Annotated in this window: 11 protein-coding genes; 6 read left to right on the top strand and 5 right to left on the bottom strand. The window is 39.4% G+C overall.

Translation table 11 applies throughout. The features are described from left to right. Window positions 1-19 precede the first annotated feature (19 nt). On the bottom strand, window positions 20-664 hold the full coding sequence (locus DUT68_RS06490) for a porin family protein (RefSeq protein WP_113636806.1): 645 nt from the start codon (window positions 662-664) through the stop codon (window positions 20-22). Between the two features lie 144 nt (window positions 665-808). On the opposite strand from DUT68_RS06490, the gene gldB reads away from it, so the two are divergent. Both gldB and DUT68_RS06480 read left to right on the top strand, forming a co-directional pair. Beyond that, window positions 809-1843, top strand: coding sequence for a gliding motility lipoprotein GldB (gene gldB / locus DUT68_RS06485; protein WP_442417760.1), 1035 nt, complete (start codon window positions 809-811; stop codon window positions 1841-1843). Between the two features lie 56 nt (window positions 1844-1899). After that, window positions 1900-2679 (top strand): patatin-like phospholipase family protein, encoded by a 780-nt coding sequence (locus tag DUT68_RS06480; RefSeq protein ID WP_113636803.1) that lies wholly within the window; start codon window positions 1900-1902, stop codon window positions 2677-2679. An 8-nt stretch (window positions 2680-2687) separates the two neighbouring features. On the opposite strand, the gene DUT68_RS06475 is transcribed toward DUT68_RS06480, so the two are convergent. Both DUT68_RS06475 and gcvT read right to left on the bottom strand, forming a co-directional pair. After that, the gene (locus tag DUT68_RS06475; RefSeq protein ID WP_113636801.1) at window positions 2688-3401 is read right to left on the bottom strand and encodes a 2-phosphosulfolactate phosphatase; all 714 of its coding nucleotides are present in this window, start codon (window positions 3399-3401) and stop codon (window positions 2688-2690) included. Window positions 3402-3480: 79 nt separating this feature from the next. Further along, window positions 3481-4563 (bottom strand): glycine cleavage system aminomethyltransferase GcvT, encoded by a 1083-nt coding sequence (gene gcvT / locus DUT68_RS06470; protein WP_113636799.1) that lies wholly within the window; start codon window positions 4561-4563, stop codon window positions 3481-3483. A gap of 620 nt (window positions 4564-5183) precedes the next feature. Between gcvT and DUT68_RS06465 the strand changes: the two genes are divergently transcribed. The 4 genes from DUT68_RS06465 to thrC all read left to right on the top strand — a co-directional run bounded on the left by DUT68_RS06465 (window position 5184) and on the right by thrC (window position 10919). Beyond that, window positions 5184-5639 carry a GNAT family N-acetyltransferase gene (locus tag DUT68_RS06465; RefSeq protein WP_113636797.1) on the top strand — a complete coding sequence of 152 codons (456 nt, stop codon included), beginning with the start codon at window positions 5184-5186 and terminating at the stop codon, window positions 5637-5639. A gap of 370 nt (window positions 5640-6009) precedes the next feature. After that, on the top strand, window positions 6010-8457 hold the full coding sequence (thrA, locus tag DUT68_RS06460; RefSeq protein WP_113636796.1) for a bifunctional aspartate kinase/homoserine dehydrogenase I: 2448 nt from the start codon (window positions 6010-6012) through the stop codon (window positions 8455-8457). A gap of 96 nt (window positions 8458-8553) precedes the next feature. Next, a complete protein-coding gene (locus tag DUT68_RS06455; protein ID WP_113636794.1) occupies window positions 8554-9534 on the top strand; it encodes a homoserine kinase in 981 nt (326 codons plus the stop codon). Window positions 9535-9614: 80 nt separating this feature from the next. Then, on the top strand, window positions 9615-10919 hold the full coding sequence (gene thrC, locus DUT68_RS06450; protein WP_113636793.1) for a threonine synthase: 1305 nt from the start codon (window positions 9615-9617) through the stop codon (window positions 10917-10919). Between the two features lie 104 nt (window positions 10920-11023). Here thrC and DUT68_RS06445 read toward each other — a convergent pair whose 3' ends face one another. Continuing rightward, window positions 11024-12514, bottom strand: coding sequence for a glycoside hydrolase family 10 protein (locus DUT68_RS06445; RefSeq protein ID WP_113636791.1), 1491 nt, complete (start codon window positions 12512-12514; stop codon window positions 11024-11026). Between the two features lie 117 nt (window positions 12515-12631). Next, a complete protein-coding gene (locus tag DUT68_RS06440) occupies window positions 12632-13042 on the bottom strand; it encodes a tail fiber domain-containing protein (protein WP_157960786.1) in 411 nt (136 codons plus the stop codon). Window positions 13043-13047 lie beyond the last annotated feature (5 nt).

The raw sequence follows: 13047 nt of genomic DNA, 5'->3' as shown, positions 1-13047 counted from the left end.
TCGTGCTAGTAGAGTTTGCTTAAAAGAAAATGCCAAAGTTGATGGCTACGTAATGGTTTTTAATGGTTTGGTCTTTTTTGCCAATGTTGGTGAGGCCGTTGTTATAGGTTAATCCGCCCATTAAACTGGTTTTGCCGCTCAAGCGATACTCGGCACCGCCGCCAATAATCATTCCTGCTCTAAAAAAGTTGGTGAAATCACTTGCGTTAACATTGTCGGCAATGGTTTGGTTGGCACGTTGCACGTCTTGTTTGGCACTAATCCTGAAATCGGTTGTTAAACCAAATTGGCCAAACCATTTCATGTCATTTTGCTCGTCTGTTTTAAGCTTAATACTCAGCGGAATTTGGATATACTGCATTTTAAACTTCACATCGTAATCCGTAGTTGCTGTACCAGTGTGGTAAGGCGTATAATTGATGATTGCACCCGAGCCGTTAATGGTAGTAATTAAAAGTCCGGTTGAAAAGCAGTAGTTTTCTGCAAACTCATTATCGCTCATTAATCCGTAGGTAAACCCTGTACTAATGCCGTTGCTTTTTCCGTTCTCTACTTTTAAAAATCCAAAATTTGGATGTGCTGTTAACCCCAAACGTAATTGGGCGTTGGCTTTTCCAAAAACAAAAATTGATAAAAATGAAAGTAAGAATAGTGTTCTTTTCATAATGTATGTGTTGTTATTCTCCTAAAAAGTGCGATAATCAAAACGCTTTTATAGAGAAGTTGATTAATTCTGATTCAATGTCAAAAATCAAACCAAAGCATATTGCATAGGTTTGCACTTGCTTTTATATATTTGCTGTTAATGATGAAATACCTACAAGCAATTCGCCAAAGTTATCTATTTTTTCTGTGTGCTGTCGTATTTTTTTCCTGTAAGTCGGGCAAAAAACCAGATGTAAGTCAAATTAAAGTTGATATCAAAATAGAAAGGTTTGATAAAGATTTATATGCTGGAAAAGGAAAGGACTTGGCGTATACGGATAGTTTGCTGTACCGCAAGTACGGCGCTTTTTATGAAGATTTTATTTTCAAGATGGTAGGCAATGATAGCTTTACCAGGCTGGAAGTGCTAAAAGGCTTGTATGATGATAGGGCTTACACGGATTTGAATCATGAAGTAGATAGTGTCTTTCCGAATTTAACTAAGGTAGAGGCAGAACTGTCGGAAACATTTAAATATGTCAAATATTATTATCCTAAGGCTCAAATACCACGCTTTATTGGTTTCCTGTCGGGATTTTCCTATCAAACGCCAATTGGCGATGATTATGTAGGAATTGGTTTGGATATGTTTTTGGGGCAAGACAGCAAATTTTATGGTGCGTTGGTGCACAGTATCCCGCTGTATTTATCCAGAAGGTTTACGCCAGAATATATTGTACCTAGGGCAAGCGAATATTATGTGAGGGAGAATTTGTTCAAAGAGCGTGATGAAGATAGAAGCTTGTTATCTAAAATGATTTATAATGGTAAGATTTTATATTTCATGGATCAGATATTACCCGAAAATACGCCAGACAGTGTAAAAATAGGTTACACTAACCAGCAGTTGGAGTGGTGTAAATCTTTTGAGGGTGATATTTGGGGCTACTATTTGGAAAATAACCTGTTATTCGAAACAGATTATCCTAAAATCCAGGTATACCTTAGCGAAGGGCCATTTACGCCTGGTCTTGGCGAAAATAGATTATCTGCACCTAAGCTTGGCGTTTGGACTGGCTGGCAAATAGTGCGAAAATACATGGAGGAGAATCCGAAAGTTACTTTGCAGCAGTTAATGGAAGAGCGTGATGCGCAAAAAATACTGACACAATCCAAATACAAACCAAAACTTAAATAATCTGCAGTAAGATTTAATTTAATCATTCAATCATTTAAAAATCAATCATTCAATAAATGAAAGTCGGCATTGTATTAAGCGGCGGCGGAATTAGAGGTATTGCACACCTAGGTATACTTAAGGCATTACAAAAAACGGGCATCAAATTTAGTCATGTTGTTGGCACTAGTGCTGGCTCCATTGCAGGCTCATTTTATGCTGCCGGTATTGATCCTGAAGATGCCTTCGATATTTTCATGAAAACCCGCTTAATCAAATTTGTGCGCCCAGCTTTGGGATCTCTGGGCTTAGTTAATATTGAGCGTACCGGCGATATTTTTAAAGAATATTTGCCTGCACATATTGAAGATTTGAAAATTCCGATGAGCATTTGCACCACGAATTTCAGTCAAGGAACTGTGGCGTACTTTACTAAAGGGCCTTTAGTTAGGGCTATCCACGCGTCGTGCTGTATCCCTGGCGTATTTAAACCCATTATGATTCATGGCGAAATGCATGTGGATGGTGGCGTGCTAAATAATTTTCCAGTGGAGCCATTGTTAGGAGAGTGCGATTACATTATTGGTTCAACTTGTAACCACCTTAAGCCAGTGGATAAAATAGTAGGTATTACTAGGCTAATGCAACGAGCTGCCATCATGTCCGTTAATCACGATATGGAGCGTAAATCAAAGTTTTGCAACTTAATGATTGAGCCAAAGGGCATGGGAGAAATTAACACCTTCGATACCCGCAAAGCCGAAACCATTTATTGGGTAGCCTATGAAGAGGCATTAAAAACGATCAAAAGTAGCGAGAGCTTTAAGGAGCTGTTAAAAGCACAGGCAAGCGGATAGGCAATTGATTATTGTGGTAAGGCAATCAGTTTTTCCCCTTCCAAAACTGGAATAGTGTTGCATATATCCAGCTTCAAGCAAAATTGAACATCATCTTCAATGTTAAGTTTCACTAATCGATGGCTGTGCGATGATTTTTTTAAGTAGCCCCTTAAATCATTTTTGGCTAATTGGTACATGTCCAAAGCGGCTACGCTAGCATCATCTCCTAAAGTAAAACTTTGTTGTAATTGCGCTACAACGGCTCCCGCAAATAAGGTATCTTCTAAATTGAAGTTGTCTTTCCAGCCAGCGCAAAGCAGCATCACATCTTTATTTTCTTTTTGAAGATAGGAGCAAACAGCAGCCAAATTAAGAAACGAACCCACAATCACTTTGTGTGCCCTTTCTTGTGCTAAGTGCATGGCCTTGGTACCGTTAGTGGTAGTTAGTACCACCGTTTTACCTGCTACTTTCTCAGCCGTGTAGGAAAACGGCGAATTACCGAAATCATAACCCGCTACCACCTCGCCGTTACGTTCTGCTGCAAGCAAGTAGCCTTTATCCGCATAGTTCAAGCAATCCTCCACGTTCATTACGGGAATAATTGCTTCGGCGCCATTGTCAATGCCATAGGTAATGGAAGATGTAGCACGTAGGATATCAATTACCACAACAATGCTATTTTCGATAGCATATAAATCTAAAAGTGCAGGCGTTAAACAAACTTCTATTTTAGGCATCTTTAAATTATAGGTTTTAAGTTATACGTTATAAGTTGCAAGCCCAAAACTTAGAACTTACAACTTAAAACCTACAACCTTATTTCTTAAGAAAAGGGAATTTAACTACCCTAGCTTTTACTTTATTATTTCTAATGTCGATAAAGATTTCTGTACCTTCTTTAGCAAAATCTTTAGCCACGTAAGCCATGCCTATTGCTTTTTGTAACGATGGCGATTGTGTCCCCGAAGTTACTTTGCCAATTTGGTTTCCGTCAGCATCTACTACCAGGTAATCGTGGCGAGGAATGCCTCTGTCAATCATTTCGAAGCCTACCAATTTCTTGCTAACACCAGCTTCTTTTTGTGCAAGTAAAGCTGCCGAATTGGTGAAATCTTTAGTGAATTTTGTAACCCAGCCTAAGCCTGCTTCAATAGGTGAGGTGGTGTCATCGATATCATTTCCGTATAAACAGAAGCCCATTTCTAAACGTAAAGTATCGCGGGCGCCTAGGCCAATAGGTTTAATGCCAAATTCGGCACCTGCTTGGAAAATAGCATCCCAAATTTGATTGGCATATTGGTTCTCAAAATAGATCTCAAAACCACCAGCTCCTGTATAACCTGTAGCTGATACTAAAACGTTGTCAACCCCGGCAAATTTGCCTTTTTTGAAAGTATAGTACTCCATCGAAGCCAAGTCCATATCGGTTAACGTTTGTAAGGCATCTGCTGCTTTTGGACCTTGAACTGCCAAAAGAGATGTTTGATCTGAAATGTTGTGCATTTCAACACCTTTGTCGTTAAATTTTTGGATCCAGTTCCAATCTTTGTCAATATTGGAAGCGTTTACTACTAGCATGTAGCTTTTTTCATCAATGCGATAAACCAATAAGTCATCTATAATGCCGCCATTTTCATTTGGCAGACAAGAATACTGGATTTTGCCGTCGTAAAGTTTTGAAGCGTCGTTGCTTGTTACACGTTGGATAAGGTCAAGGGCGTTTTCTCCTTTTAGGATAAATTCACCCATGTGGCTTACGTCAAAAACACCTACCGCATTACGCACAGTGGCATGCTCAGCATTAATTCCTTCGTACTGTACTGGCATGTTGTAACCAGCAAAGGGAACCATTTTAGCTCCAAGGGAGATGTGTTTTTCGGTTAAAGCGGTGTTTTTCATCATTTTTATTTTTTGCTTTGCGATGAAGTGATTATGATTTTGTAAATGAGATCATTTTAACCATAACAAATTCATCTTAATAATAAGTTGTTATCAGGATTTACATTGGTTTGTTGCCGCAAAAGTACTAAGAAAAAGCCTAAGTTTTTCCCCAACAATTCTTTAAAAAGGAAAACTTGTTTTGCAATAGCTATTGGCTCAACGTTGGTGCAATAAAGGGTGATTTTGGTAAATACCATGAGCTCGGGACAAGAAAATTGTGATATCTGCTAGCGATAGCGCTTCAAATCTACGTTCAGCTAATTTTCGGTCTCTAATTTTTCGGTTTGCACTAATAAGCCAAAGCAGTTTCTTTGAAAGAAAAATAAGCAACCGAGAGTTTTTGTTACTTTTTGCGGTCAAAAAGTAAGAGCCCAGCGGCGGCGAGCTAAAAAAGTACGCTTAATTGAAATTTTTAAAGAATTATAAAAGTACTTAACCCGAGCTCAAGTTAAATAATAGTGGAAGTGTAAAAGCCGATAATGATTTTGATATGCTTTGCCTACAATGTTAACTTGCTCATGCTTACTCAAGGCATAAAGTAGGCGATTTAAATTATCTTTGAAGACAAAATTTCAGCTATGGCTTTTTCCATTAAAAGAACTACCTCTACCCATCCAGACTTTGTTGAGCTGGTACGCCATTTGGATGCCGAACTATCGGAAATCAATGGTAATGACGATGCATTTTACGCCCAGTTCAATAAAATTGATAAAATCAATCATGTGGTTTTAATTTATGATGATGAAACACCCATAGCTTGCGGAGCCATTAAGCAGTTTTCCAATGCCGCAATGGAAGTGAAGCGCATGTTTACCCTTGCAAATTACAGAGGGAAAGGCGCTGCCAGTATGCTGCTGCAGGAACTAGAAAACTGGACTAAGGAACTGAACTATGAAAAGTGTGTTTTAGAAACCAGCAAACGGCAGCCCGATGCATTAGCGCTTTACGGTAAAAATGGTTACCAAATTATCCCTAACTACGGGCAATACATAGGTGTCGAAAATAGTGTGTGCTTCGAAAAGTTTATCGCCTAATATGAATTATTAGACTTTCTGTGTCGAAATAGAAAAAATAAGCTTGTCGATTTACGAAAATCATAACCTTGCAGCGCTTTTGAAATGAACTTTGCAAATCTTCTTGATAAAAATTAAAATATTTTCACTTCGCATTTGCAATTGTAAAAAATTATAACCTACTTTGTGGTGTACAACATACACCAACAATTAAGCAATGAACTTTAACACTTCAATTATTACCACAATTATTATTACCGGCGGCCAAGCTATCGGGAGCAACCTTGTGTAAAATTGAAAGAAGATAAAAAACACAGAAAGCGTCCCGATAGCAAATCGGGACGCTTTTTTTTTAAACATTAAACAGGAAATAAAACAAATCACCGAAACAATGAAAGTCCTCAAATTTGGCGGTACATCCGTAGGTACCACCGAAAACATTAAAACACTTCTGAAGCTAGTACAAGAAGAAAGAAAAAATGCCAACCCGGTAGTTGTATTATCGGCAATGAGCGGAGTAACCAACCTTCTTCTTGAAATGGCAGAACTTGCCGAAAAAGGCGAAAGTTATCAGGAGCAAATCCAGAGCATCGAGAAGAAACACTTTGATGTGGTAAAGGCTTTACTGCCAGCAGCAGCTCAAAATCCAATTTTAACCAAACTCAAAATTCATTTTAACGAGCTAGAAGATGCGCTGCAAGCAGTGGCTAGCTTGAAGGAGTTAAGCTTACGTACCAAAGATTTTATTGTGAGTTTTGGCGAAAGATGCTCTAATGTGATGGTGGCACACATCGCCACGCAGTACTTTGAAAACTCTTTGTACGTAGATGGTTCGCAGCTTATTAAAACCGATAGCAATTTTGGCAATGCAAGGGTTGATTTTGAATTAACTGATGCGCTAATTAAAGAGTTCCACGAACAGCACCAAGACAAAGTACTTTTTGTAACTGGTTTTATTGCCAGCAATGCTGCAAATCAAATCACTACACTTGGGCGGGGAGGTTCCGACTATACTGCCGCTATTTGGGGAGCTGCTCTCAATGTTTCGGAAATAGAAATCTGGACAGATGTGAACGGCATGATGACCGCCGATCCGCGGATTGTTAAAAAAGCCTTTTCATTAGATGAACTGAGCTATATCGAAGCAATGGAACTGAGCTATTTTGGCGCAAAGGTTATTTACCCGCCAACCATGGTGCCGGCTTTTGCTAAAAAAATTCCATTGGTCATTAAAAACACTTTCGAGCCTGAATTTGCCGGAACCTTTATTCGTAGCAACATCAAGCCTTCTGAATTACCCATCAAAGGAATTTCATCAATCAATCAAATTAGCATTATCAATTTGAGTGGTAGCGGCATGGTAGGCAAAGCTGGTTTTAGCGGCCGTTTGTTCTCTCTGTTATCGCGTGAGCAAATCAACGTCATTTTAATTACACAATCGTCTTCTGAGCACAGCATCACCTTTGCAGTTAATCCTTCTGATGCTGCCAAAGCCGTTACGTTAATTAACAAAGAATTCGAATTGGAGTTGGCTGCGGAAAAATTGGCCTATCCAGAAGTAGAAGGGGAGTTGGCAGTGCTAGCCATTGTAGGCGAAAACATGAAGCGTACCCCTGGTATGAGCGGTAGGTTATTTAACGCACTCGGTAGAAACGGGGTTAATGTAAGGGCTATTGCACAGGGTTCATCTGAGTACAACATATCGGTAATTATCGGTAAAGATGATTTAGCAAAATCATTAAATGCCGTTCATGATGCTTTTTACACTGATTTGAAACGTACCTTAAACGTTTACTGTTTAGGTACTGGAAACATTGGCAAAACAATGTTCAAGCAAATAAAAGAACAAAGCCAATTTTTGGCCGAGAAAAACGACCTGCAGGTTAAGGTTGTTGGCATTGCCAATACCCGTAAAATGGCTTTCGATGTAAATGGAATTGATTTAGATCACTGGGAGAACTTTTTAGAGGAAAAAGGGGAGCAGGCCAACCTATCAGAGTTTGTGGGTAAAATGAACGCACTGAATTTAGCAAATAGTGTTTTTGTAGATAACACAGCAAGTGAGGCACCAATTCCTTTCTATAAACAAGTGTTCGAAAGTAGCGTTTCTATTGTTGCGTGTAACAAAAAAGGAAATTCGGCGGAGTTTGCCCAGTATAAATTATTTAAAGATACCGCTAAAAAGCACGGCGTAGATTTCTACTATGAAACCAATGTAGGTGCCGGTTTACCAATCATTGGCACATTAAAAAATCTGATGATGAGTGGTGATAGAATTGATAAAATCGAAGCAATTCTTTCCGGTACCATCTCTTTCATTTTCAATAGTTTTAAAGGCGATAAAGAATTTTACGACATTGTGAAGGAAGCTCAAGATTTAGGTTACACCGAACCAGATCCGCGTGATGATTTAAACGGAATGGATTTCATGCGAAAAATGCTGATTTTAGCTCGTGATGCAGGTTATCCTTTAGAATCTACCGATGTAAAAATTGATAATATCTTACCTGAAGCTTGTTTAAAAGCAGCAACGGTGGAGGAGTTTTATCAGGAACTTAAAAATAATAGTGCTTACTTCGAGAACTTAAAGCACACTGCCGCAAGCGAAAATAAAGTGTTACGTTACATTGGAAAATTGGAAAATGGAAAAGTTGAAATCAGTTTACAAATGGTAGGCGAAGATCATCCTTTCTACGCCCTTTCTGGTGCAGATAACATTATCTCTTTCGTAACTGATAGGTATAAATTCCGCCCAATGGTGGTAAAAGGTCCAGGTGCTGGTGCAGAAGTTACAGCGGCTGGTGTATTTGCGGATATCATTAATGTAGCTACCCCTTAACTATGGATCTTGTCGTTATTAGCATAGCGAAGAATCTGTTTGGAATAGATTTTTCCAATTGTTAGCAATAACGGCAGAACTACTAAAAGAAAACAAATGTCAAACAATACAGATACACTTGTAGAACCTAAAAAACAAAAAGTGGAGTTAAAAGAAATCAAAGTTTTCGCCCCGGCAACGGTAGCCAATGTAGTATGTGGCTTTGATGTGTTGGGCTTTGCGGTAAATGCACCTGGCGACGAAGTGGTAATGCGGTTGGTGGAAGAGCCGGGCGTACGTTTGCTTAAAATTACCGGAGATGATGGCAAACTTCCATTAAACAGCGATAAAAATACGGTTAGTGCATCTGTAAAGCATTACCTAAAGCATATCGAAAGGGAAGATGTTGGTGTTGAAATAGAGCTGCACAAAAAAATGCCTATCGGAAGTGGCTTGGGTTCAAGCTCGGCAAGTACAGTGGCTGGTTTGTACGCCATTAACCAACTGATGGGAAATTTATTGAGTGCTAAAGAGCTAGTTCCTTTTGCAATGAAGGGCGAAGAAATTGCCTGTGGTTACGGCCATGCAGATAATGTTGCTCCCGCGGTGATGGGCGGTTTCGTACTGGTGCGCAGCTACGAGCCTTTGGATGTAATTTCTTTGCCGGTACCTGATGGTATGTTTGCCGCTATTGTTTACCCGGAGGTAGATGTTCCCACTAAAGATGCCCGTCAAATGATCCGCTCAAAGGTAGCTTTGAAGGATGCCGTTACCCAATGGGGAAATGTTGCAGGTTTGGTGAGTGGTTTGTTTTTAAACGATATGGACTTGGTAGGCCGAAGCATGAAAGATGTTTTGGTTGAGCCTACCCGCTCTATCCTAATTCCAGATTTTGAAATTTTGCGCCAATTGGCGATGGAAAATGGCGCCGTTGGATTCGGGATATCAGGTTCAGGTCCATCTGTTTTTGCCTTAACAAAAGATGAAGGAAGTGCCAAGAAAATTACCAAGGCGCAGCAAATGCATTTACATCAAATCAATATCAAAAGCCAAGCTTACGTGTCTGAAGTAAATACGGAAGGACCGAAAACAATTTAGATTTTAGATTTACGAATTACGATTTATAGTCGCTAAAACTTAAGTCTCCTTCAGGGGATTTAGGGGTTAAACCTTAAAAAATGAAATTCTACTCAACCAATAATAAAGATTTACGCGTTTCTTTTAAAGATGCTGTTTTTAATAGCATGCCAGTGGATAAAGGCCTGTACATGCCGGAGGAAATTCCTCAATTATCTGCTTCATTTATCGAAAATATCGAGCAATACAGCTTAACGGAAATTGCTTATGAAGTAGCATCAGCCTTGCTTAAAGATGAAATCCCTGCGGATGATTTAAGAGCTTTAGTTGCTGAGGCTGCAAATTTTGACGCACCGGCAGTCCCATTAGATGAAAACACTTTCGTGCTGGAGCTTTTCCACGGTCCATCTTTAGCATTTAAAGATTTTGGCGCCCGTTTCATGAGCCGCATTATGGGCTATTATTTGAAAGATGGCGAGCAATTGCTTGATGTGTTAGTAGCCACTTCTGGGGATACCGGAGGTGCAGTTGCATTAGGCTTTTTAGGCGTTCCAAATACAAGGGTAACTATCCTTTATCCAAAGGGAAAGGTAAGTCCAATACAGGAGCAGCAGCTTACTACTTTGGGAGAAAACATCAGAGCCATTGAAATAGATGGAACTTTCGATGATTGCCAAGCTTTGGTAAAACAGGCCTTTGCGGATGAGGAACTGAATAAGAAATTCCGTTTAACCTCAGCCAATTCTATCAATATTTCACGCTTAATTCCACAAACGTTCTATTACTTTAATGCCTACGCTCAATTGAAGAGAAAAGGATTTAAAGAAGTGGTTTTTTCAGTGCCTAGCGGAAACTTTGGCAATATAGGTGCAGGTTTGTTGGCTTATAAAATGGGCTTGCCAGTGCATCAATTTATTGCTGCTACCAATGTAAATGATACTGTACCTCGTTTCTTGGAAACAGGTGTTTATGAAGCTAAACCTTCAGTACAAACCTACGCTAACGCAATGGATGTTGGGGCGCCTAGCAATTGGGTCCGCATTATGGATTTATTTCTTCAGGAGGCAGCATTAGTAAAGGAAAAAGTGAGCGCCTACAGATTTACCGATGAAGAAACACTGGAAGGCATTAAAGCTATTCACTCCAAGTACAACTACATTGCCTGCCCGCATACGGCAATTGCTTATTTAGCGGTACAAGCTTACCGAAAAGATCAAGATTACAATGGCGCTGCGGTATTCCTATCTACTGCTCATGCCTGTAAATTTCCGGATATTTTCCCGCCAGAATTAGCCGCTAAAATTGAAATACCTGCCTCGGTGAAAGCATTAGAAGGCAGGGCAAAACAAGCGGACGAGTTAGGTGTGGATTTTGAAGGGTTTAAACATTGGCTGGAGAAGAACTAGTGGGATGAATAGCCATTCTTAAATAAGAAACGGAGCAATCTTTTAACTTAAATCAAAAGATTGCTCCGTTTTTAGTATAATTAGTTTGATAGTGAGACGGTTGATTAAAGAGCTATAACCTCTCCCTCACTTTCATTTCCAGTTCTATCAACCGCTGTTACTTTAATTGCTTTTAAAGGTGCTGTAGCCTTAGTTTTGGCATTTACCTCCGCAACTTTAGGCACTTGGAAAAAGCTACTTTTACTGTTTAAGGTGCGGTAGGTCCACCTGTCGCCGTATTGCGTGTAAACCACATACTTAAATACGTCTTTCTCGTCCTTAGCTGTCCATTTAATGTATAGATCAGTGTTCCTGTCCTCTTTATCTACACTAACTGCTGCAGGTGCTTTTTTATCCAGCCATGGAGATGTCGGGATCAGTGCTTCCTCTTTGTAAGGCCCTGCCAGTAAATCATTTCTTAAGCTTTCGTGTTTGGTTAAAGCGCCAATGCTCCAATGTGCCACACCCGGCGAGTTAGGTACAATTCCTCTTGCAATCATGATCTGATTAATGATTTCATCGCTGTTTTTTTCGCCACCACCAATACCGCTATTTAAACCTGGCCACAAGTGCCTATTTTTGGTGTTTTCCGTTTGCCACCATCCCAATAATACCGGAAAGCTTAAAGGAATGTTATTGATTTGCCAATACAATTGCGGCATAAAATAATCGATCCAACCTTTGTTAAGCCATAGCTTAGCATCAGCGTACAATTTTTCATATTGGTCCATTCCTTTAATTGATTCTGGGTAGCCCGGTCGCCAAATTCCAAACGGACTGATGCCAAATTTCACATGTTTTTTCTCCTTTTTAATTTCGCTATAAACACGTTTTACAAACTTGTTTACTTGCTCTCTTCGCCAATCTCCCCTTGAAAGCTTGCCGCCATCCTTTTGGTAATTAGCGTAACTCTCCTCATCCGGAAAATCATCGCCACCATTGTATTCTGCATAAGGATAGAAGTAATCGTCAAAATGCACACCGTCAATGTCATAACGTTTAACAATATCTTTCACAACAGACGAAGCTAGATCTTGCGTTCCCTTTTTCGATGGGTCAAACCACCAATAGCCCTGTTTCAATTTAACTACCAAATCAGGATGCTTTTTAACTACCGAAAACTCACTTACTTCGCCACCGGCTATGTGGTGAGCACGGTAGGGGTTTAACCAGACATGAAGTTCCATGCCACGTTCGTGAGCTGCATTTACCCAAAATTCAAGCGGGTCATAGTACGGATTTGGTGCTTGCCCCTGCACACCTGTTAAATAATACGACCAAGGTTCAATGTCACTTTTGTAAAAGGCATCAGCCTGAGGCCTAATTTGAAAAATTACAGCATTGAAGTTATTTTTTTGAAGCATGTCTAATAGTGCTATAGCTTCATCCTGTTGTTGTTGTGTGGTAAGCCCTGGTTTGCTTGGCCAATTGATATTAGCTACGCTTGCAATCCATGCAGCTCTAAATTCTCTTTGTATTTTAGGCTGGTTAACAATTTGCGATTGGGCAATAAATGAGGAGCAGATGAATAAAACGAGAAGTAATTTTTTAAACATGATGATTTGATTTATAATCAATATTAAAAATAAATTCTCAAAATACTGCAATTTTCCGCATAAAGCTTCATTTTAGGGGGTAAAAAAATCCCGATTTGCGGTCGGGATTGTTATTAGTTATTTAGACTTTTTTAAAGCGCTAATTTCTTTTTTTAGCGCCTCTATTTGTAGCTGCTGTTCTTTAATGCTACCCACTAAAAGCGGAATTAAAGTTTCGTAATCTACCATAGGTACGGTTGCTGTTTTAGTAGCATTTTTGCCAGCGGTGTAAGTTTTTTGTTGGTTCACCACTAATTCTGGAGCTACTTTTTCAACTTCTTCTACCGCAAATCCATGTTGTTTTTGTGTGCTTAGCTTAAGTTTGGTAGCCCAATCTTTTTCATAGCTAAAGTTTACGGGAGTTAGTTTTAAAACAGTATTTAAAGAATTGTTAATAGAAGCGATTTCTGTTTGTTTAACAGTTTGTGCCGAAGTATGTAGTGCAAAGCCAAACATGGCAATAGCACTCAATAAAAGTGATTTTTTCATCTTTT

This window comes from Pedobacter zeaxanthinifaciens, assembly GCF_003313335.1.
GTDB lineage: Bacteria > Bacteroidota > Bacteroidia > Sphingobacteriales > Sphingobacteriaceae > Pedobacter > Pedobacter zeaxanthinifaciens.
This window is presented reverse-complemented; position numbering and strand designations above follow the sequence as displayed.